Below are 20,296 nucleotides of genomic sequence, written 5' to 3'. Positions count from 1 at the left end.
GAAAGTACATCTTGAATAATTACAAATTATTACCAGCTTTAGTATCAATATTGCAAACACTTAACCTAACTGAGTCTTCAAAACAATAATACAAGCTAATACACTGGCCTTTGAAATTATCAGGCTATTTGGTGTATTTTATTTAACCTATCTAGCTTGGGGAGCCTTCAAGGCAAAGCCTATTCACCTCAAAAACAACACCAAAAGTTTTCATGACACAAAAAAACTCATTAAGAAAGGTTTGTTTATGAACCTATCAAATCCAAAAGTAATTATTTTCTTTTTGGCTTTTCTGCCTCAGTTTACTACTGACAATACAATCGCTATTCCAGTATCGCTTCAATTATTATATCTAGGTTTAATATTTGTTGTAATTGCTTTTATTGTATTTACTTTCATATCCTATTTGTCCGGATTTCTAAATAAAATGATATCCAGTAAACCATCCGTACAAACTATTCTTAATAGGATCACCAGTTTAATATTTATAGCATTAGCCATTAACTTATGTATTGATCAGCGTCTGCCAATCGTTTAATACCTTTTGCTATTAAATTTACGAATCCTTTCGCTATTTTTGGCATCCTTGCACACTATTTTTAGTTTTTGTTACATTTAAGCCACAAGTTTAAGCCTGTGTTAACTCACTTAATAGTAAGGGGAGCAGGCGTCGGCAATATCAGCATAGGAATAGCCATTCCCCTGCTCTTTCTCTAATTTCTGTTTTGTTTCCCTATAGCAACTACGTTTATCCTGCTCTCTGAAATGATGCATAAAGTCATTTTGTGGCTTATGGGAAAATTTAAGCTGTTGATCATTCCAATCATAAGAAAGTTTCCAGCTTTCTTTATCAAGTCCACTGTGATGCTGATTAAATTTATCATGATATTCTTTCTGTTCATTCTCCCGCTTCTCGGCTAAGGCATTATCTTGAGCCAGTTTTTCAGTGTTCCAATTACCACTATCCAGTGTATCCCTCTTTTTCAGATACTCTTTTGAGGGTTTGTTATCCGCGGGTATATCGCTTTTATAGCTTAAATCCAAAGCCTGAACCTGAGAAAACCAAACTGACAAAATAAAAAACAGGTAATGGGATCCTTTTATTTTCATATCATTCCTTATTAGGCCTATACCAAACCAATTTCAAGTTGCAGCTTGCAAATCAAAGTGATTATTTATATCTTCCCGCGTAGCGGGAAAGATATAAGACGCATCTTGAAAGACGATTGGTATATAACAATTAATTATTATCATATTGTGCATCACGGCTTCAGAGAAAGTCTAAGTCTTCGCTAACGGCGCAGGCTCAATTAATAAAATATCAAGCCTTTTTTGATTTGTTGTCCTATAGCAATGACGTTTAGTTTGCCCTCTGAATACGATCAGTTTTGTTTCATGAAGCGTTCTATATCTCGCTTTAGATCTTGTGGATTGGGAGGATAATCCTTAATGCTAAAGCTGTTTGAATTATACCAACCAGAAGATCGATTATTATACTCTTTCTGTTCATTTTCTTGCTTCTCTGCTAAGGTATTATCTTTAGCCAATTTCTCTCTGTCCCAATTTCCATCGTGCAATTTGTCCCTCTTGTTCAGGTACGCTTTTGAGGGTTTGTTATCCGCGGGTATATCGCTTTTATAGCTTAAATCCAAAGCCTGAGCCTGAGAAAACCACACTGACAAAATAAAAAACAGGCAATAAGATCCTTTAATTTTCATATACTTTTCCTTAATGGGGATATGATAATGACGTTTGGCTTTCAGCCTGGAGACGTTTAGCTTGAGCTTGCATACCAAAATCTTTGCATCTCTGGTCTAAGATGTTTCTGTTGCATACTAAAGCCTGACATCTCTGGTCTAAGGTTTTTCTGTTGCATACTGGATAATCATCAGAGTCCTGCGCATACCAATCATGAGGAAGTCCCAGCCTCTTTCTCTCAAATTTATCATCATACTTATGCAGTTTCCTCTCCTGCTTCCCAGCTAAAGTATTACCTTTAGCCAGTTTCTCCATGTTCCAATTTTCGTAGTCCGAACTGTCCAGACTGAACGTTTTTTTCGGGTATTCTTCTGAAGGTCTGTTAGCTGCGGGTATATCGCCCTGATAGCTTAAATCCAAAGCCAGAGCCTGAGAAAACCACGCTGGCAAAATAAAAAAACAGGCAATAGTATCCTTTGATTTTCATATTTTTCCTTAGTGGAACTATAACAACCAATTATTATTTAATAACCATTATCACCTAAGGTCAACACTACAATTTCTGTGTATTTTGCAATCAAACAAAATAACTCTTTACAAATCAATAAGTTTTCAACATTCTATACCAATCTAACTTCAAGATGCGTTTGATTTCTCCCCGCTTCGTGGGGAGAAATCAGGTTTCATATCGTGTTGTAAATTGCAGCTTGAAGTTTAATACGTATATATTTGGCTTTTCATTATAAAAATTAAGAGAGATTCTGATGCATCCATATCCTATTTATCACGTCGATGCCTTTACGGAAAAATCGTTTTCTGGCAATCCCGCTGCGGTTGTTTTGCTGGATAAATGGCCAACAGATGACATACTGATTTCTATCGCTGCTGAAATTGGCCTGCCAGAGACCGCTTTTTTGGTAGAAAATCATCTACGTTGGTTTACACCTAAAGTCGAAGTCGATTTATGTGGACATGCAACGCTGGCGACTGCGTTTGTCCTTATAACCCATCGCAACATTCAAGAAACGTTACTTACATTCAAAAGCCGCTCCGGTGAACTCCGAGTTTCTCATCAAGATGGTGTTTTTACATTGGATTTTCCTATCGCCGATTGTCATGAAGAAAATGACCTCATCCCTGTCATACAAGATGCCCTGGGACAAAATGTTTCCGCAGTATTGGCTTCACATGATCGTTATATTTGTGTTTTGGATTCCGCAGAACAAATCCTCAATACCCAACCCGATTTTGATAAAATTGCTGCCCTGCCCTTGCCAGGATTGACCATTACCGCTCTCGGTGATTCATCCATTGATTTTGTTTCTCGCTATTTTGCGCCAGCTAAAGGTGTCAATGAAGATCCTGTTACAGGCTCTAGCCATTGTGTTCTTGCTCCCTTTTGGGGAAAACGGCTCAATAAAACTGAGCTTTATGCCCGTCAATTATCTGAACGAGGCGGTGAAATGTCATGTCGCATAAATGGGGATCGTGTTTATCTGACAGGTAAAGCGAGGCTCTTTTCACACGGTGAGATATTGCTAGAAAATATATAAGCAGGAAAAAATGCCTCAATTATATACCAATCTCATTTCAAAATGCGTGTGGCATCTCCCCGCGAAGCGGGGAGACATCAGATTTCATATCGTGTTGTAAATGGCAACTTGAAGTTTAATGCGTATACATGTTTTATCTTGGTGGAAATGCTGGAAAATCTAATATTGAAGCTCACGACAATTTGCTGTAGTAGAAAAAATAGAAGAAGCGAAGGAAAAAGCCAAAGGAGGTTTACTGTCTGGCTATAGCTAATTACATCAAGATAATCTGAAAGATGTTGATGATTACCTGCTCCTTAGACAAGTCAATAGCTATCATATCCACTTAACTGAGAGCCAGATAAACCTGCATGGCAGGGATATCGTCCTATTGGTATTAGTAGATAAGGTCAGCAAATAAATTTTGCTGACCAACATAGCGTCATCTACCATTACTCACCAGTAAATCTGAATTAATCTCCGAAATCGATTTCGCTCCGGTTAAAGTCATCGCTACCCGCATTTCTTTGTCAATCAGATCCAACAAGTTAGAAACACCCGCTTCACCTGCCGCAGCCAATGCATAAACAAAAGCACGCCCTAGCAAAATACTATCCGCACCCAGGGCAATCATTCTCACCACATCCAATCCAGTTCGAATACCGGAATCAGTAAGAATAGTAATGTCGTTTTTGACTGCATCCGCAATCGCAGGTAAGGCCCGTGCCGTTGACAGAACACCATCAAGCTGACGTCCGCCATGATTTGAGACCACAATGCCATCAGCCCCAAAACGGACAGCATCTTTGGCATCTTCTGGATCAAGAATGCCTTTGATAATCATTGGCCCTTTCCAGAAATCACGGATCCATTCCAAATCTTTCCATGAGATTGAGGGATCAAAATTATTTCCCAACCAGCCAATATAGTCTTCCAATTTAGTCGGTTTACCACGATATACAGAAATATTACCCAGATCGTGTGGTTTGCCCCACAACCCAACATCCCATGCCCATTGAGGATGCGTCATCGCCTGCAAAATACGACGCATGGCCGCATTCGGGCCACTCATACCGGAATGTGCATCACGGTAACGCGCCCCAGGGACTGGCATATCAACGGTAAATACCAGATTTTTGACTCCCGCAGCCTGTGCCCTTTCCAGTACATTGCGCATAAAACCACGATCCTTTAGCACATAGAGCTGAAACCAGATTGGGCGATCTATTGCAGGAGCGACTTCTTCAATCGGGCATACTGACACCGTCGACAAAGTAAATGAAATCCCCTTCTTAGCTGCGGCACGTGCCGCTTGCACTTCACCACGACGCGCATACATTCCTGTCAGTCCAACGGGACCCAGTGTCACCGGCATTGACATCTTCTCGCCGAATAAACTGGTTTCCAGACTTAATTTGGACATATCCTTCAATACACGCTGGCGTAACTCAATATTGGATAAGTCTGTAGTATTACGTTTAAGGGTATGCTCTGCATAGGCTCCACCATCAATATAATGGAACAAAAAAGGCGGTAACTTGGCTTGTGCCGCATCCCGATAGTCAGTTGAAGCGGAAATAATCATAATATCTATCCTAATGTAAAGTTATTCACGCATTTTATGGTATACCAATCTAACTCCAAGATGCGTATATATTCATTCTGATAGCATATTTTCCAAAATATCATAAACAGGTAACAAATGCGTGAATCCATCCCTATCAAGGAAATGTCCACCATTATCAATATTAATTAATTCTGTTTGCAACGAATGAGCCAAAGCCAGAGAGGATTGCGGAGAAACAATTTCATCATTAGATGAAATAAGTGAAAAACGGTGTTCGGTTATTTCACGTAAGAAAGCATAATCTAACGGTTCAACAACAAAAGAATCCAATTCTGGTAAAGTAATTTGAGGAGAGTCAAATCCGGAAACCAAAATATATCCACCAATATGAAGATGCTGAGAACGGATCGTTTCTAAATGCCGCAATAGCATAATACAACCAAGACTATGACCAACAAAAATCGAGTCTTTGTCTGCCTTAGAGACGACTTCCATCAACATCTTAGCCCAAGCTTCAGGTTTAGGAGACGATGTATCAGGCATTGTAGGTATGATAACCTCTGCCCCCTGTTCAGTAAGTTTCTCTTTTAACCAAGGGAACCAATGGGATGAAGGCGAAGCAGTATATCCATGAACAATAATTATTCTTTTGCCAGAAAACAGCCCTTGACCACTTATTTTTTCTGATATCACGCATTTTCTCCTATTTAATAATTTATCTATTTATACCAATCTGACCTCAAGTTGCCGCTTGCAAATCAATGTGATTGGTTAAGAGTTTGAGATTGAGGTAAGTCAATAATCAACGACATGATCATAAGTTAGTTACCATTCAACTCATACATTCTGAATAAAATTTTTTATCTTTGCGCTAAAAACGGCTGGCTGTTCTATAGGAAACATATGCGTTACCCCTGTGACAATTTCCGACTGACAATTGGGAATATTTCTTGCTGCTGACGCACTAACAAGTTGAAACAATGGACGAGAATATTCGCCATAAGCAACATGCACTGGCAATTTTATCGTCGCCAAGGCGTTTACACTTATATCTGGCTTCTCATTTTTATTCAATTGCTTAGTTACCGTATCTGCTTGGGCTAATTGAGCCATACGCACAGCTTCAGGTTGTGATGCAAAATAACCTTTTTGATTTCCTGAACCATCAATCAGAATTTCCACCATCTCAGACATTTTTCTTGTTCCTGTTAGCGCAAATAAAGGGCCAAACATAGCTTGAGCATCTGCCATAAATAGCGCTAATTCGTCTTCGGTTAAATAAGAGGGATATCCAGGTTCATAAAGAAAAAGACTACGGAACAATTCAGGTGCTTTTAATACTGCCAATAATGCTACATCAGCACCATAAGACCATGCGACCAGATGTAGCGGAGAACAGCCTGTTTCACGGATAATTTCAATAACATCATTAGCATGTGTTTCAATACCAAAGTTACCCTCTTTTACAGACCCGCCAAAGTGACGCAAGCTCAAAGCCATCGGTGATACAATATCTTCCAATTCGATCATATGGCGCTGCCACATATAGCTATCAGCCAAGGCACCGTGCAGAAACAATAAGGGAGTTTTAGTATTCTCATGGTTATGGAGATACACAAATTGAGCATCCTTAACAGTGATCTTCTTTTCTTGATATCTGGTCATAGCTTTTCCGTTATAGCACATTGTCTATTTTTTAGACTCGAATCCCTGAATTCTCTATACGCATTAAACTTCAAGTTGCAATTTACGACACGATTATGAAACCTGATTTATCCCCACGAAGCGGGGAGAAATCACACACATCTTGAAGTTAGATTGGTATAAGTCGCTGCTTTATTATTAGATTATGATTTTTAGCCTACCTTGCGAGTTCTCTGACTTGTTTTTCAATCCAAGAAATTACTGCATAATTATTAAACAAGTAAAAATGCCCTCCGGTGAAAATTTGTTGTTCTATTGGCTCAGGTAACACTCGCCGCCATTCCGCCAAACGAGAGACAGGAACTCTATTATCCCGATCGCCGCCTATCACATAGGTTGGGATATTCAACTTTACTTTCGGTAATAAAGACAAAGAATCCAACAAAATGAGATCATTTTTCATCGTTTTGATCACATAATTACGTAATTCGGAGTTAGCAAGAACATCTGGCGGTGTTCCTTCACATTGCTCAAGGATATTCAAAACATAAGCGTCAGAATATTCCTCACATGGTTTATTTTTAAACCCTTCGGGATCAATACAACCACGGGCAGAGACAATAAGTGCTAATTGCTTTTCTGGTAATTCACTCTCCAGCCTACGAGCAACCTGATAAGCTAGTTCCGCGCCTAAACTGTGCCCAAATAGTAATAAAGGTTTATCCTCTCCTAACCTTAAACGCTTTATTGCAGCAAGGATATCAGACAAAACAATTTCAACATCCACCTGAAAAGGTTCTGAAACACGCATTCCCCTGCCTGCAAGCTCCAAACAATAAACTTCAATAAATTCAGATAACTTGTGAGCCAACTCAATGTAGGAAAAACAAGAGCCTCCGGCGTGATGAAAAAATAACAGTTGTGCTCCAGCCTCGGGCCTTTTAATCGCAGAAAATAAAACTGAATCAGACAAAATGAAGTTCCTCTAACAGATAAGAGATATTCTATAAACTCTTCAAGCTATTGCTTTGTTGTTTATACCAATCCAACTTCAAGTTGTAACTTGCAAATCAATGTGATTGTTTATATCTCCCCGCGTAGCGGGAGATATAAGACACATCTTGAAAGATGGTTGGTATACAACTGTAACTTGGAATCGATTGATTATAAATAACGTTGAAAAATATTCATTAGGGAAAGAATAATAACTATTTATTCCTTTTTCTATAACAGAAAAAATTGATTAGCTTATAATTATTAATTAACACACAATGTGTGATTTGGTGCGATTATATGCAAAGAAAAAGAGAATCAGTAAATGCCCAAGACATAGATAACATGATGATAATAAAAAGTATATACCAACCTAACTTCAAGATACGTGTGATTTCATATCGTGTTATAAATTGCAACTTGAAGTTTAATACGTATAGAGCCTAATCCATAAGCTCTATACTTAAGTTTATACCTTTAATTTATCGCGCACAGCCATTAATGCAAATCCGAGTAAGTTGAGTCCATCCCATATCAAAGGATTATTAATGTTAGGAGTGTTTTCTGATAACCCGATCCCCCAAATACGGTCAACGGGACTAGCCTCAACTAATATTTGATCCCCAGTATTCAATAAAAACGCTGCCAAAGGCTTGTTTTGAGAAAACTTCGCTAAATTTCCTTCAATCACTATATTTAACCGATTTTCATCCCAAATCGACTGATCAAACCCACGTATTTCACGCCCATAGGCTTTTGCCGCACCTGGATTTTTAGCATTAATAATTTTTTTCAGCGCTTCATGATCATTAAACAAACGGGCTTTACCTGCCATCATATAATGTTCCGCACTGACATATTTGATACCATCAATAGTAAATGGAGCCGGATACCACTGACTTAAACAAGATTTAGTTATGTACTTGGAATGATTGGTTTTATGCCCCCAGAAAAAAAGATATTTCAGTTTTTTTCCTGTCTGGTGCAAATCACATAAGGTTTTAATATCCATATTAACTCTCTAAACATGCTAATTTATCTTTAATGCATAAACATTCCCTATCATACAAATTATTTTATGTTTGTCGATGCATATCACATTAATTTAATTGACATTGCATAAAAACGACCAAGATAAATGATAAATCACTTATGTAGAACAAAAAAAGTAAGAATAACGGCCTGTTTTTTGAATAAATCTTCATATTATTCTGAAATTATTTAATATTCAATTTACGGCCAATGGCAAATACAGAAACCAATCCCACCAAATCTACAGTGATTAAAGTACCCGCAAATAATATTTCACCTCTAAAAGCAAAAACAGTCGCAATGATTAAAATAAATATGGTAATGAAAAAGCCCATCCATTGCCCTCGCCTATCCCTGTTTATCACTCCATTCAACGCTTTATTCTGCTTTTCATGTTGAAAAACCTGCTCCTTTTCTCTAAGAGTGATTACTCTTTCAGCGTAACCCGGCAAAATTGTTTCATAACTCTTCAATACTTCAGGGGATGGAAATGAGTCAAGACAATGAGATATCTCTTTATTTTCGAGTAAATCTCCATCTGACGAATCAGTATCTAAAGCATTGCGGTAATCATTTACGGGCATAATGTCAAGAATGCTCCCTATCGCTCTGAAGTAATGACCAATGTTAACGTTCACGTTTTCTCCCCCAGCAATATACACAAAAAACGCTTTAATAAAATCAGTGAGATAATTAAGTTCAACCTATAAAAAAGATGAATTAATCGCACTTCTGCTACCTTTGTTATTCACAATACACCTTGCTTTTGGCTAGGGAACGGGCGACATTCTTCAGCTTTGTAGGTTCCATCTTCTTGACGAATTAAAAATATTTTCCGGCCTGAACGCAATGCCTTACTGATCGCTGTTTGATGAACACCGACCAAACGAGCCGCTTTAACTTGACCATACAACTTTACATACTCTGATAATGGTATTTTTTCCATACGATTTCTCCTTCTCTCAAAATAATATCTAAAGTATTAAATATTTCAATACTTTTAGTATTTATCATTTTAATAGCGTTGGTATTAAAATGATCCCATGAAAAAGAAACTTACAGCAGAACAACTTGCAGATGCAGCACGCTTAAAAGCGCTATTTGAGTCTAAGAAAAAACGACTCGGCATCTCTCAGGAAACGCTTGCAGAAGAAATTGGCAAGACACAAAGTGCAATTTCACACTATCTCAACGGGATAAACGCCCTTAACCTGGAGATGGCGGCCTACTTTGCCCAAAAACTGGAAGTCAAAATTGCAGATTTCAGTCCATCACTGGATAAACAAGCAAGAAAACTTGTCTCTGTCTTGTATGGTGATAACGCTGCATTTGCCAGTCATATGTTCCTGCATAAACAATATCCACTACTCGACTGGGTAAATGCAGGTAATTGGTGCGAAGATCTCGCTCAAAAATACCAGACAAACCGCACTGCGCGGGTATATGAAACCTGTGCTGAATGTTCACAACGTGCTTTTTGGCTGGAAGTAAAAGGTGATTCCATGGTATCGCCGAATGGGCTAAGCATCCCGCAAGGCATGATCATTTTAGTTGATCCAGATGCTAAACCGACTCCCAACAATTTAGTTGTAGCAAAACTCGATGGAGAAAAGGAACTCACTTTCAAGCAGCTGATTACTGAAGGATATGACACGTTTTTAAAGCCATTAAATCCTCAATACAATATGATTCCCCTTAATAATCAAGTGCATATTATTGGAGTGGTTGTGGAAGCGAGGATTGGGAAATTGCCTTGAAAATAGTAAGTTACCTGAAAATAATGAACTAGACTTACCTGTTATCAAATGACATGACCAGTTATAAAAACAGCATTGGCCGTAATGACAGGGTATTATTTTTAATTTAAAATCAATATGATATGTTAATTCAACAAACTATAGCGTGTTATTTCAACACCAGAGTTTACTACTCGTTGTAAAAACAAGCATAACATGTTTGCTAGATTTCATTACTGATCCCATGTGTCAGGTACAAATTGTCAGTATCAATGTCCCTAGCAAATATGATATATCTTGGCAAAACTTCGCCTTTAATCCACATTCTTATGCTGCAATTCTCTTGAGTCACCTCAACATCATAATGAGCAATTTTATGACGTAACTCAGGATAATGCTCATCAAGTGCTGATAACACCCTTTCTTCCAAGTTCATACTCATCAACCTACCTCCCATTTTTTTAAAAGATAGCTTTAATTAATTCACTGTTTTATTTAGACTATAAACAGATTATCATACATAGGAGGAAATTATGATTGAAAATCACTTAAATATACTCATTAAAGCAGCTTTTATTGAGAATATGGCCTTAAGTTTCTTCCTTGGAATGTGTACTTTTTTAGCTGTTTCTAAAGAAGTAAAAACCGCATTTAAACTAGGTGTAACAGTTACAGCATTGCTTACATTAGCCACTCCAATCAATAACTTAATTTATCATTATATACTCAAAGAGAATACTCTCATTGAAGGCATAGATTTATCATTTCTTAATTTTATAACCTTTATCGGTGTTTTAGCTGCTCTTGTCCAAATTTTGGAAATGTTTCTCGATAAATTTATTCCCTCTCTTTACCACTCGCTAGGAATTTTCCTGCCATTGCTCACTATTCACTGCGCGATTTTTGGCGCCACCATATTTATGGTTGAACGAAACTATAACTTTGCTGAATCTATTACTTATGGCGCAGGTTGTGGTATTGGCTGGATGCTCGCGATTATTGCCCTAGCCGGATTACGAGAAAAAATGAAATATTCCAATATACCCAAAGGGTTAAAGGGATTAGGCATTACTTTTATCACTGTCGGCCTTATGTCACTTGGATTTATGTCATTCTCTGGGATATCAATTTAATAAAATTAAAAAGCCCCGCAAACGCGAGGCTTATAATCCTGTCACGGTATTCGCAAGTCAATCCACTTAACAACTTTGATCCGACTGTTTTTGCCTTCCATGGTCAATAAAGCAGGACAGGCAAAGTACGACTATTGCCAGAACCAGACAATAAGCAATAATCGGCCAGGTAGTAGCATTGGATAAAAGTGTAATGGTGAGCGTTCCACCTATTCCCAACAATACCCCACCCAAACAGGAATAGAGTGCCGTTGCTGTTCCGGCCATATGATCAAAACCTTGTAGTGCGCCATTAGGTGCTACTGAAATCGCCATAGAGATCCCAACACCAACAAGCCACATTGGAACAATAAAGCCAACCACCGACTCAGGTATGAACGTTTCCCCAACAGATAGCAGCAACGCTCCTGCCATCAGGCAAAACATTCCTACCCGCAACGTACTTAGAAGCCCCCAGCGGGTAATCAAACTACCCACACTTTTCGCAGTCACCATCATTGCGATAGCCACAGTTGCAAATAGCAAACTGAAAGTAATTTGTGATAATCCTTGTCGATTCATCATTATCCAAGGGGCCGTTGAAAAGAAGACGAAGAAGCTTCCCAGCCCTGCACTATAGCAGAGTGTATACATCCAGAAATTTCGGCATCTTACAGGAAGAAGTAATTGCGACCACTGTAAGTCTGTTGTCGGTTGCCGTCTGCTGTCTGGACAGAATTTCCAGACCACAATAACCGTAACCGCCATCGCACAGCCTAATAGAGCAAAGATTGCGCGCCACCCCAACCAAATATCAATCATCGTTCCGAGCAAAGGAGCTACTGCCGGAACCATAGCAAGCATAGAACCGAGCAAGCCATAGATTACGTTGATTTCTTTACGGCCCGAATAGATATCACGTACAGCCGCGAACATGGCTACGAGACATGCTGAAGCTCCACAGGCTTGAATCATGCGAAAACCCAAAAAAACTTCTGGTGATGAAGTAATGGCAAGGCCGAATGAAGCAACCGTATAAGCAATTCCACCGCTAAGCAAAACAGGACGGCGACCTAACCGATCTGACAGCGGGCCAAATAGAAGCTGGCCGACGCCTAGCAGGATCATATATACAGTCAGCGTTAACTGGATCGCTCCCGCTCCAGCTCCAAGTTCATCAGCGATGAAAGGCATTACGGGCAGATACATATCCATAGCCAGTGATGCCAATAAGTTGAATGGGGATAACAATAATATTGTGACGGTAAGAGAATATTGCCAGAAAAAATCTTTTGAGTGCACGAATCCATCTCCTAAAGTTAAGGATTTGGCGGCATACTTATAGAAGTAAATGCTTCTTGAGAACGCCGCAACAACCGAAAAAACTGTGATTGCTGCGGCTTATCTATCTGTTATGTGCATTTTGAGGGTACTCATATATGGGTTATCCTGTAGTCGTAAATTACTGGGGTACTTTATAGATAGTTTTTCATTAACTAAATACGATATTCCTTTTAACCCCTATGTTACCTGCGTATATTAGCAGGGAAATCAAGTGTTACTGAATTTCCCGCTTTTATCAAGCTGATTATACGGCTTGCTAATACTAATTTAGCTGACTTTCTTTCAACACAGTGTAACCCTGAGTTATCTGGTCAGGGTACAATGCTGCGAACAAGCTTATTAATGTTTCAGTGTGCTGTTTACATTCATTCTCTGAATACATATTTACTTCTTGGATAGAAATCAGGTTTCATATCGTGTCATAAATTGTAACTTGAAGTTTAATGCGTATATTACTGTATATATTTTGTTGCGCTTTTTTTCTAATGAACAGCATCTGACAAGTTTGTCTGCTTCGCTGGATAAACAGAAAAGTGGCCCCATTATGCGGCCACTAAATATATAAACTTATTCGTTCCAGTTAACAAGAAAGATAATAATCATCTTCACTATTCAACCAAAGTTACTACCCGAAATTGACAATAGACATCCAAAGCAACTTTATCAGGTTTGATATAATCAACATTATTTATTGTAATTCGGCTAAGATAGTTACCTGTGTCAGCTTTCAATGCAATTATATTACAACCGACATCCACGACAGTGAAAACAGAGTAAATATCCGCCGTTGGTTTAATAGCTTCGATAAAATTACCATTTGATTCAGCTATTCGGCTGAGATAAAGTTTGTTATCTCCATAAAGTGCTATTTTATTAGGATTAGCTGGATCAAGATAGACAACAGTAAAACGACAATATTCATCTATACCAGATTTTGCCGCTTCAATATATTGAATCCCATTCCTATCAATTCGACTTAAATAAAGACCATTATCTGCTTGTAATGCAATAGTTACTCTTCTAAGTCCCATAATGAACCCCTAATTAATTATAAAATCTATTCATTATTAAATTACCACTCCATTCGTTTCTCATATTTATAATTTCAAACCATAAAATAAATATGATGCTCCTGCTGAGCAGCATACTATTCCGTTTAAAAAACCAAATAACAAAAAATATTCATTTCATATTAAATAGCATGTCAAAATCGTAAAAAACTTACTCACTCCTTACGATGCCAAGAGTAAAGAATCTTCTCAACCTTGGTATTTGTCAGATTCACATATTTAGTTGCCTGTTCCATTTTTATGATAGAATCATTAAATCTTTCCCGTCACTATTACCGCCGCCACGTTCTTTCGTTCAGTTCAGGCAAGTAATGTCGTGATGACAATTATCCATTCAGCGGGCAGTACCGATGAGAAAGTGGCGATTTTTGAAAATCTGTCAGCATTTCAAAACATACGTTATCAGTAAGTTGATCGTCACGTTACCGAAATGACGGTTTTGTTACTGGTAGTGTTGTCCACGGGCGTAATCAATGTAGGCCGTCTCTCCGGCTGTACATCTCTTCGTCTGCCTACAGCAGATGTTTACCATGGTAGCTTACGAGGGCATGGTTATTTTTGATTCTGTCTGTACGCTTGTTGGCAAGGAGGCATGTCATAGCTAATACCGACAGATGGCGATAACCCGATGCAAAGGTGTATCGATATCGATATTCCCCAAGGTCAAAGTAACGGCCTCGTTAAGATCAACCAATTATATTGATGTGCGCTGCAGTGCGCAGTTGAAAATAAAAATGCCACCAGCCCATGAGCGTTGGGTACGGGATAGTAGCATGGGTTATTTATGTAGCCACTCAAGAAATGGGTAAAGAAATATTGACTTTAATTTCAGAGGATAACTAATTGTTAAGCATTATTCGCTTGTTATTGGGTGAAAATAGGTTTAAAGGGTAAATTAGTTTTTGTTGTTGTCAGTGAAATGGGGGTGAGTAAAATGAAAAAGTTCATTCTTCTTTGCCTGTTAACAGGCACTACACTTTTAGCTTCAATGCAGACTTATGCTTCTATTTGTTCGAATCAGAATGATTATGACAGATGGAAAGCTTGTATGGAGTGGTGCGTAGCAATGAGCGAAAAAGGCCCAACAACTATTGCAGTGTGTTTATAATTATAGTAAACCGAGCAGGACGGTAGTATTCTCGCCGTCCTCTTGTCAAACCAATGCGAATTAAACTCTTCCGATGCACTTCATCCGTTAATTCGTCCTGTTAAAGCTAATGCAATGGCCTCTAATAAAGTTGATTTACCTGCTTCATTATCACCACAATAATGTTTAATTTTGAATTTGGAGTAGGCACTAACTTTTTATAAATTCTATACCCGTGTATTTTTATTTTTTTAATAAAAACTATTTTTCCTTTATGTGGTTGATAAATTATAACAAGCCCCTATTTTTAGCAAACACTAATAATTATATGATATATATCATCACATACCTATTATCTGTAATATTACACTAACAATGACCGTCAATATAGCTGATATAAATTAGTCATCCGAATCAATCATTCTTTTTTTTAAATATTGCCAATCTTTTGCAAGATACCTGCGTAAAAAACACTGTCTAATATTCATTTTTATTTTTTCTGTTTTATTTCCCATTATTTTTTTCTCCCTGACAATTTGAATATCTGCCCAAAGTTGCTCACGTTCAAAAAAAGCCCATACAGGAGATAAAGGAGTAAAACCATTGGTATAACACACCGGAGCTACCCACTAATACCATAACAACAGCACAGACGGGAGCACCAGGCCCACATACCGGAGATACAGATAAACCAGCAAGTGCTCCACCGGCGGCAGGTAGGCACAGGCATAATGTTATGCGTTGCCTCAATCTTTTGATCAATTTGCTCTTTAAATGCCTGAACAGAGACGTGTTTACCTAGCAAACCGAGGTTTTTAACTTTGTCCGGCCATTTGATCTTCTTAAGTAAGGCCGTGGTATCTTGTGAACCTGTCTCAAGCACTTCCAGACCTGATAGCGTGGTACGCCACACTTTAGGCCAGTTTTTTACGGGCTTGAGTTCGCCTCCATCAGTGAGAACGTCGAGCACATCCATTTGGTCAATTTCGACCAATCGCTTTAATACGCAGGCGGCATTAATTCCAACTTCTTCATTACGCTCCGCTTTGAGTTCAGCAATGCGTGACTGGATATCAGGTTTTGACAGGTTCTCAGATGCAGTGCGGTTTGCTGTTTTTTCGCTGTACCCCGCACGAATAGCCGCTTGAGTGGCGTTCAAATCAACGAGGTACTCGCGACAAAACATCTCCTGTTTGTCGGTGAGTGCCATTTTCATTTCTCCATATAGCAAAAAACCACCCGGAGATGGTTGTCATAAACTTTCATAGTTAGTTGCGCCATTCAGCGCGATGCTTCCTGCATTCACCAATAGCTGTTCCAATAGATTTCCCTGGATAAGGCTCTCTTCTCACTTCCGTTTGAAATCCCCCACTTTTTGGTGGATCGAGGTGGTCAAGCTCTATGCCGCCGACAAACACAACACGCTCATCAATCGCCTTTAAAGGATTCAAGTAACTTGCTGTAAAACAGTGTTTGGCTGTTGGGAGAGAGTTTCTCACCGAGCCTGCCATCAAGCAGACCAGCAATGAAATGCTGGTTGACCTGTATGTCTCCAAACAGATGTCGATACACTAGGCTCTGATTGATTTTCATTAGGTAATCAGCCCGTCGAAGCTCGCCAGCTATAACTGACTTCCTCGAAGGCTCATATCAAAGTGATTGGATTCGACGTTGAAAGAATGGCGCTGTGAATGCGCAGTGAAATTCAGATATAAAAAATGCCACCAGCCGTGTGCGATGGGAACGGGTGGCGGCATGAGTTATTTCTGTAGCCACTCAGGGAATGGATAGAGAAATATTGGGTTTAGTTTCAGTGAGTAACTAATTGTTAAACATTATTCGCTTGTTATTGGGAAGAAATGGGGTTAAGTGTGATTGCAATATACTTACTTTTATTGGAGGTAATTATGCCTGATCCTGTATTGGAAGGGGTTTTTCGCGAATTAGAAAATACTCGTAATCCCAGTGGCATTCCTGTGCTATGTGAATACAACGAGCCAACCAATCAGAACAGAACGCTAACTGCTATATTTGAAAATGAAAATGTACGCAATGACCTGAGGCGCAGAGCACATTTGAATCAGGCGACTAATGTTAGTATAAGTAATTCTTTACCAAACAGGCTCCACCAATTGGGGTTTGAGCTTGATATGCAACTGTCTCTCTCAATCCGCAGTCATAGCCAAGATGGTTCAGTATATAGACTTGCTAACCATACTGGCTATGATGTAACGCTTAATGCCTATAAGACAATTATATTGCCAAGCTTTTCACCACAGGATGTATATTACATTAATCGTTTTAAAGAGAGGATAACTGAGCGAAAATATCATAACATCCAAGACGCTTTAAGAAATTACCAAAGCCCTGCACCTTCTCCATCAAGAAGTCCTCAACCCGGACCATCTGGCCTACATTTACCATATCAACAAGTTACTCAGCCGCCGCGACAAACTGGTGGGACTGGTAATGCTTTTCACCCCTATAGGCGCCTTAGTACACAGCCACGTCAAGAATCCCAAGATCCTCAACCACCTCGACCAGGCAGAATTTGGCGTCCTTGGGAATAATCCCGCCACCTCAGTATCATTTGCTCTGAGGTGGTGAGGTGTTATTTGCTATATCTCAATAAGGCCATCGGGAATTTGACGTAGAGTGTCAAATTTTACGGGTTCCCGCCATAGATCACGCAGTTCTCTGAATGCCGGTATCAGGCCAATCACAATTGAGCCATAAATCAACATTGGAATGGCAATTAACAATATAAACCATTTGTACACATGAATATTCAATGCAGTGGATACTCCCACCATTTTGAAAAGTTATATACGCGTCCCCCAGATTGCTGACATTAGACATTGTCACCCCATATTGTCAGGTGATTACACATTTTTTACATAATAATCAAATAGATAAAAGACACTAAGCTGACACACCTTGCTGAAATTTGTCACCTCAAAATCTTTATTCTTTATTGATATCAATAGGTTAAATGATCTGCTACTGACAGCATGAAAATCGGAAAACGAGCCGTTTCCCGCGAGAGCGCCGCCCCGTGGTTAGTTGCCTTTAGTTTCAGTGAGTAATTAATTGTTAAGAATTATTCGCTTGATATTAGGTGAGAATAAAGTTAGGTATTGTTGTAAGTTTGAGTCTATGTTCTTAAGTAGGAGTTAGCTATGCCAAGATCTGTGACATCTATGGCAATGATCAAATATTTTTGCTATTTAGCAAACGTAGATTTTCGATATATGCAATGCTTTCATCCGCGATATTTAGCTGCACGTTTTAATAATCCGAGATATTTGTCTGAATATAGACAAGTTAATGGAATTATGTCATTAAGAATTAGTGGATATAGAAATATTATCGATCTTAGAGCACCTACGGAATCCTGTCTCACCGGGCATTATCAGAAGAATAAGAATGTTAGGTTTTAGAGCAGAGAATCCACTCTCGTATATATTAAAGTATCATTCATTTGATATAGATTTGGAATACTATCTCAAGTGTATATTGCCGTATATAAATGACCACACCGGTCTTGAGTACCTTACTCAATTACCTCAGCGCAATATTGCATCAGCTACACCCTTGCAATTAGTAGGAAATCAAGTTACACCGTATTAATTCTACGTAAACAATAAATTAAGATTAAAAATATCTAAGCTGATATATTTACCCCCCCCAGATCATTTGCTCTGAGGTGGTGAGGAGAACCTCTTAACGCGCATATGCAGGATTTCAGCATAATTATACATAGCTGACCGCTGCATTTTTAACAGGTAGCAGTCAGACTCCTCTAGTGCGTTATAAGTATTGCTGCCTATGAAAACAGACAGTTTTTCAATTCTCTCATTGAGTTCTGCTAATTCGTCGATAACGCGCTGTTGATGTGGTTGCAGGGTTTGTTGATTCATTTCGTCACCTTGTAGCATTCAGTATTAACATAATCCTGCAAATATCTCAGTTTTGCCCGGTCGTTGATGATGCCTTCTCGGATATCAAGAACAGTTGATCCAGTTTCTTCAGTGAGTTCGACGGCGGTTGCATTGCCCACGCTGCCGGCGGTAACGGTTTCAGACACGGGATAGGTGGCTTTGATGCGCAGCTTGCGACGACCAGCTGCAACATCAGCGCGAAAAGTGTCGATTTCAGTCTTGGCATGGGCGAGTTCCTGAATGTACCGTGTGTCCAGCTCGTGGAGTTGCTGGATACGCTCCTGCTGGGTGGTGTTAATGGCGACCTATTCTGATAAAGATTGCTCCAACTGCATTTTACCGCTCTCTAACGCTGCTATCTTGTCAAATTGAAATTGCGCGCGATAATCAATACAAAAAACAATGCCAGCGCCCCCAGATAGAACACCAATTTAATACTCATAGCAGCTCAAACGTCCGTTCGAACGTTTCCGGTGAATAGGGTTGCTGGCCGTTTTCCATATGGATAATTCCCTCTGCCAGGGCAAACAAAATATGTTTATCCTGAGTGGATATTGTTACATCAGCCGAAACACCCAGTTTTTCTGCCACAAACCGGATATAACGTTCCGTATTGTTCTCAACAGAGGGGGCATAACGATTGATGATTTTTCTAATCGAGTGCAATGGTAATTTTGGGTTAGCCTGATAGTTCCTCAGCAATTTGAACAGTGCCCGAATGCCATACTCTGGTGACTCGAACCGACAGAACCGAGGATTTTTTGCACCCGTTTCAATTCCAATTTGTCCCAGCCATTTATTAGCGGGGTTATAGTCAATGTTGCCCGGATTGTTATTCCTAATCCCTCTGCTCACTGTTTACCCCCCAAACGTTTATTAATGGCACGAATAGCAAACTCACGTATTTTCTCAACACCAATAAAACCAACGGCGCCCCCGATAGCGGGTGCAAAATTGATAGGAATGCCAAACATCTCCAGACCACTGGATACACTCCATGACAAGGCCCTGCAGAGCAGCGCCTCTACCCAGCGGTCCTTACGTTCCACACCGTCGTAAATTAGTCGGCCATAACAAATCGCTATCGCCAAAGCAAAACCGGATATTTGCGGCCACGAGTTTAATAGCAAATTAATCACTATGAATCTTTTATACAAAAGGATCTTTCATGAGAGACCCCGGGAAACTAATCTGGCATGTGGCTTGTGATGAATCAGGTATAGATGGACAACGCTTTTATGGCTTTGGTAGCCTATGGATGAAATATCAACGCAGAGGTGATTTCTCCCGCATCATTAGAAAACTAAGAGACAAACATAGGTACTATGAAGAAATCAAATGGAAAAAAGCTAACTCCAAGAAATACGCCGATTTTTACAAAGAGCTAGTTGATGTTTTCTTCCAGAATCCTTGGTTGGCTTTTCATTGCATTGTTATAGAAAAATCTATGGTCAATAAGGCATTTCATGATGGCGATTATGACTTGGCAATGAGAAAACACTTCACGAAATTAATTTCCACGAAAATAGGTAATGTTATT

General features: G+C 39.2%; 26 protein-coding genes and 1 pseudogene. 6 read left to right on the top strand and 21 right to left on the bottom strand.

Going from position 1 to position 20,296, the window contains the following annotated elements:
• The first annotated feature begins 85 nt into the window (after positions 1 to 85).
• Positions 86 to 538, top strand: a complete 453-nt coding sequence (locus WDV75_RS22100; RefSeq protein WP_420497485.1) for a LysE family translocator — start codon at positions 86 to 88, stop codon at positions 536 to 538.
• Positions 539 to 648: 110 nt separating this feature from the next.
• On the opposite strand, the gene WDV75_RS08515 is transcribed toward WDV75_RS22100, so the two are convergent.
• From WDV75_RS08515 to WDV75_RS08505, 3 genes are all read right to left on the bottom strand, one after another.
• On the bottom strand, positions 649 to 1,110 hold the full coding sequence (locus tag WDV75_RS08515) for a hypothetical protein (RefSeq protein ID WP_273557367.1): 462 nt from the start codon (positions 1,108 to 1,110) through the stop codon (positions 649 to 651).
• Positions 1,111 to 1,382: 272 nt separating this feature from the next.
• Entirely contained in the window at positions 1,383 to 1,718 is a 336-nt protein-coding gene (locus WDV75_RS08510; RefSeq protein WP_273557366.1) for a hypothetical protein, read from the bottom strand.
• A gap of 10 nt (positions 1,719 to 1,728) precedes the next feature.
• The gene (locus tag WDV75_RS08505) at positions 1,729 to 2,118 is read right to left on the bottom strand and encodes a hypothetical protein (protein ID WP_273557365.1); all 390 of its coding nucleotides are present in this window, start codon (positions 2,116 to 2,118) and stop codon (positions 1,729 to 1,731) included.
• A 344-nt stretch (positions 2,119 to 2,462) separates the two neighbouring features.
• On the opposite strand from WDV75_RS08505, the gene WDV75_RS08500 reads away from it, so the two are divergent.
• Complete coding sequence (locus WDV75_RS08500) at positions 2,463 to 3,251, top strand: PhzF family phenazine biosynthesis protein (protein ID WP_273557364.1); 789 nt, start codon at positions 2,463 to 2,465, stop codon at positions 3,249 to 3,251.
• Between the two features lie 421 nt (positions 3,252 to 3,672).
• On the opposite strand, the gene lldD is transcribed toward WDV75_RS08500, so the two are convergent.
• The 7 genes from lldD to WDV75_RS08460 form a co-directional block, all read right to left on the bottom strand.
• Complete coding sequence (lldD, locus tag WDV75_RS08490; protein ID WP_273557363.1) at positions 3,673 to 4,815, bottom strand: FMN-dependent L-lactate dehydrogenase LldD; 1,143 nt, start codon at positions 4,813 to 4,815, stop codon at positions 3,673 to 3,675.
• 72 nt (positions 4,816 to 4,887) lie between these two features.
• On the bottom strand, positions 4,888 to 5,490 hold the full coding sequence (locus WDV75_RS08485; protein ID WP_273557362.1) for an RBBP9/YdeN family alpha/beta hydrolase: 603 nt from the start codon (positions 5,488 to 5,490) through the stop codon (positions 4,888 to 4,890).
• Positions 5,491 to 5,634: 144 nt separating this feature from the next.
• Complete coding sequence (locus WDV75_RS08480; protein ID WP_273557361.1) at positions 5,635 to 6,462, bottom strand: alpha/beta fold hydrolase; 828 nt, start codon at positions 6,460 to 6,462, stop codon at positions 5,635 to 5,637.
• A gap of 196 nt (positions 6,463 to 6,658) precedes the next feature.
• A complete protein-coding gene (locus WDV75_RS08475; RefSeq protein WP_189761381.1) occupies positions 6,659 to 7,414 on the bottom strand; it encodes a thioesterase II family protein in 756 nt (251 codons plus the stop codon).
• A 489-nt stretch (positions 7,415 to 7,903) separates the two neighbouring features.
• Positions 7,904 to 8,446, bottom strand: a complete 543-nt coding sequence (locus tag WDV75_RS08470) for an NADAR family protein (RefSeq protein WP_273557360.1) — start codon at positions 8,444 to 8,446, stop codon at positions 7,904 to 7,906.
• A gap of 205 nt (positions 8,447 to 8,651) precedes the next feature.
• Positions 8,652 to 9,104: a DUF2335 domain-containing protein gene (locus WDV75_RS08465; RefSeq protein ID WP_273557359.1), complete on the bottom strand. Its 453-nt coding sequence runs from the start codon at positions 9,102 to 9,104 to the stop codon at positions 8,652 to 8,654.
• Between the two features lie 110 nt (positions 9,105 to 9,214).
• Positions 9,215 to 9,412: a Cro/CI family transcriptional regulator gene (locus WDV75_RS08460; RefSeq protein WP_189761306.1), complete on the bottom strand. Its 198-nt coding sequence runs from the start codon at positions 9,410 to 9,412 to the stop codon at positions 9,215 to 9,217.
• Between the two features lie 97 nt (positions 9,413 to 9,509).
• Between WDV75_RS08460 and WDV75_RS08455 the strand changes: the two genes are divergently transcribed.
• Positions 9,510 to 10,223, top strand: a complete 714-nt coding sequence (locus WDV75_RS08455) for a LexA family protein (RefSeq protein WP_273557358.1) — start codon at positions 9,510 to 9,512, stop codon at positions 10,221 to 10,223.
• Positions 10,224 to 10,425: 202 nt separating this feature from the next.
• On the opposite strand, the gene WDV75_RS08450 is transcribed toward WDV75_RS08455, so the two are convergent.
• Complete coding sequence (locus WDV75_RS08450; RefSeq protein ID WP_273557357.1) at positions 10,426 to 10,644, bottom strand: hypothetical protein; 219 nt, start codon at positions 10,642 to 10,644, stop codon at positions 10,426 to 10,428.
• A gap of 91 nt (positions 10,645 to 10,735) precedes the next feature.
• On the opposite strand from WDV75_RS08450, the gene nqrE reads away from it, so the two are divergent.
• Entirely contained in the window at positions 10,736 to 11,335 is a 600-nt protein-coding gene (gene nqrE / locus WDV75_RS08445) for an NADH:ubiquinone reductase (Na(+)-transporting) subunit E (RefSeq protein WP_420497480.1), read from the top strand.
• A 66-nt stretch (positions 11,336 to 11,401) separates the two neighbouring features.
• Here nqrE and cml read toward each other — a convergent pair whose 3' ends face one another.
• The 6 genes from cml to WDV75_RS08415 all read right to left on the bottom strand — a co-directional run bounded on the left by cml (position 11,402) and on the right by WDV75_RS08415 (position 16,314).
• On the bottom strand, positions 11,402 to 12,616 hold the full coding sequence (gene cml / locus WDV75_RS08440) for a CmlA/FloR family chloramphenicol efflux MFS transporter (RefSeq protein WP_420497479.1): 1,215 nt from the start codon (positions 12,614 to 12,616) through the stop codon (positions 11,402 to 11,404).
• A 650-nt stretch (positions 12,617 to 13,266) separates the two neighbouring features.
• Positions 13,267 to 13,689, bottom strand: a complete 423-nt coding sequence (locus tag WDV75_RS08435; RefSeq protein WP_273557356.1) for a fascin domain-containing protein — start codon at positions 13,687 to 13,689, stop codon at positions 13,267 to 13,269.
• A gap of 1,227 nt (positions 13,690 to 14,916) precedes the next feature.
• Positions 14,917 to 15,006 (bottom strand): ATP-binding protein, encoded by a 90-nt coding sequence (locus WDV75_RS08430; RefSeq protein ID WP_273557407.1) that lies wholly within the window; start codon positions 15,004 to 15,006, stop codon positions 14,917 to 14,919.
• 210 nt (positions 15,007 to 15,216) lie between these two features.
• A complete protein-coding gene (locus tag WDV75_RS08425) occupies positions 15,217 to 15,432 on the bottom strand; it encodes a DUF7079 family protein (protein WP_273557355.1) in 216 nt (71 codons plus the stop codon).
• Between the two features lie 5 nt (positions 15,433 to 15,437).
• Positions 15,438 to 16,025, bottom strand: coding sequence for a terminase small subunit (locus WDV75_RS08420; protein ID WP_273557354.1), 588 nt, complete (start codon positions 16,023 to 16,025; stop codon positions 15,438 to 15,440).
• A 58-nt stretch (positions 16,026 to 16,083) separates the two neighbouring features.
• Positions 16,084 to 16,314, bottom strand: a complete 231-nt coding sequence (locus WDV75_RS08415) for a hypothetical protein (RefSeq protein ID WP_273557353.1) — start codon at positions 16,312 to 16,314, stop codon at positions 16,084 to 16,086.
• A gap of 408 nt (positions 16,315 to 16,722) precedes the next feature.
• On the opposite strand from WDV75_RS08415, the gene WDV75_RS08410 reads away from it, so the two are divergent.
• Positions 16,723 to 17,385 carry a hypothetical protein gene (locus WDV75_RS08410; protein WP_273557352.1) on the top strand — a complete coding sequence of 221 codons (663 nt, stop codon included), beginning with the start codon at positions 16,723 to 16,725 and terminating at the stop codon, positions 17,383 to 17,385.
• Between the two features lie 1,122 nt (positions 17,386 to 18,507).
• Here WDV75_RS08410 and WDV75_RS08405 read toward each other — a convergent pair.
• The 4 genes from WDV75_RS08405 to WDV75_RS08390 all read right to left on the bottom strand — a co-directional run bounded on the left by WDV75_RS08405 (position 18,508) and on the right by WDV75_RS08390 (position 19,895).
• Positions 18,508 to 18,735, bottom strand: a complete 228-nt coding sequence (locus tag WDV75_RS08405; RefSeq protein WP_273557351.1) for a crAss001_48 related protein — start codon at positions 18,733 to 18,735, stop codon at positions 18,508 to 18,510.
• 46 nt (positions 18,736 to 18,781) lie between these two features.
• A complete protein-coding gene (locus WDV75_RS08400; protein ID WP_420497484.1) occupies positions 18,782 to 18,949 on the bottom strand; it encodes an Rz1 family lipoprotein in 168 nt (55 codons plus the stop codon).
• Between the two features lie 245 nt (positions 18,950 to 19,194).
• The gene (locus WDV75_RS08395) at positions 19,195 to 19,611 is read right to left on the bottom strand and encodes a structural protein (protein ID WP_273557349.1); all 417 of its coding nucleotides are present in this window, start codon (positions 19,609 to 19,611) and stop codon (positions 19,195 to 19,197) included.
• A complete protein-coding gene (locus WDV75_RS08390; RefSeq protein WP_273557348.1) occupies positions 19,608 to 19,895 on the bottom strand; it encodes a phage holin, lambda family in 288 nt (95 codons plus the stop codon). The genes WDV75_RS08395 and WDV75_RS08390 overlap by 4 nt, the downstream gene beginning before the upstream one ends.
• A 29-nt stretch (positions 19,896 to 19,924) precedes the next feature.
• Between WDV75_RS08390 and WDV75_RS08385 the strand changes: the two are divergent.
• Positions 19,925 to 20,296, top strand: a pseudogene (locus WDV75_RS08385) (DUF3800 domain-containing protein); the annotation flags it as partial.

Source organism: Xenorhabdus griffiniae, from assembly GCF_037265215.1.
In the GTDB taxonomy this organism is placed as follows: Bacteria; Pseudomonadota; Gammaproteobacteria; order Enterobacterales; family Enterobacteriaceae; genus Xenorhabdus; species Xenorhabdus griffiniae.
Note: the sequence above shows the minus strand (reverse complement) of the source record. Positions and strands in the feature narration are given on the sequence as shown.

Bases quoted from the DNA above. Each gene is read 5' to 3' on its own strand.
- WDV75_RS08400 (WP_420497484.1), bottom strand. From the start codon at position 18,949: ATGTTGCAGCTGGTCGTCGCAAGCTGCGCATCAAAGCCACCTATCCCG.
- WDV75_RS08420 (WP_273557354.1), bottom strand. From the start codon at position 16,025: ATGGCACTCACCGACAAACAGGAGATGTTTTGTCGCGAGTACCTCGTT.
- WDV75_RS08460 (WP_189761306.1), bottom strand. From the start codon at position 9,412: ATGGAAAAAATACCATTATCAGAGTATGTAAAGTTGTATGGTCAAGTT.
- WDV75_RS08500 (WP_273557364.1), top strand. From the start codon at position 2,463: ATGCATCCATATCCTATTTATCACGTCGATGCCTTTACGGAAAAATCG.
- WDV75_RS08480 (WP_273557361.1), bottom strand. From the start codon at position 6,462: ATGACCAGATATCAAGAAAAGAAGATCACTGTTAAGGATGCTCAATTT.
- WDV75_RS08510 (WP_273557366.1), bottom strand. From the start codon at position 1,718: ATGAAAATTAAAGGATCTTATTGCCTGTTTTTTATTTTGTCAGTGTGG.
- WDV75_RS08450 (WP_273557357.1), bottom strand. From the start codon at position 10,644: ATGAGTATGAACTTGGAAGAAAGGGTGTTATCAGCACTTGATGAGCAT.
- WDV75_RS08470 (WP_273557360.1), bottom strand. From the start codon at position 8,446: ATGGATATTAAAACCTTATGTGATTTGCACCAGACAGGAAAAAAACTG.
- lldD (WP_273557363.1), bottom strand. From the start codon at position 4,815: ATGATTATTTCCGCTTCAACTGACTATCGGGATGCGGCACAAGCCAAG.
- WDV75_RS08455 (WP_273557358.1), top strand. From the start codon at position 9,510: ATGAAAAAGAAACTTACAGCAGAACAACTTGCAGATGCAGCACGCTTA.
- WDV75_RS08405 (WP_273557351.1), bottom strand. From the start codon at position 18,735: ATGAATCAACAAACCCTGCAACCACATCAACAGCGCGTTATCGACGAA.
- nqrE (WP_420497480.1), top strand. From the start codon at position 10,736: ATGATTGAAAATCACTTAAATATACTCATTAAAGCAGCTTTTATTGAG.
- WDV75_RS08515 (WP_273557367.1), bottom strand. From the start codon at position 1,110: ATGAAAATAAAAGGATCCCATTACCTGTTTTTTATTTTGTCAGTTTGG.
- WDV75_RS08435 (WP_273557356.1), bottom strand. From the start codon at position 13,689: ATGGGACTTAGAAGAGTAACTATTGCATTACAAGCAGATAATGGTCTT.
- WDV75_RS08410 (WP_273557352.1), top strand. From the start codon at position 16,723: ATGCCTGATCCTGTATTGGAAGGGGTTTTTCGCGAATTAGAAAATACT.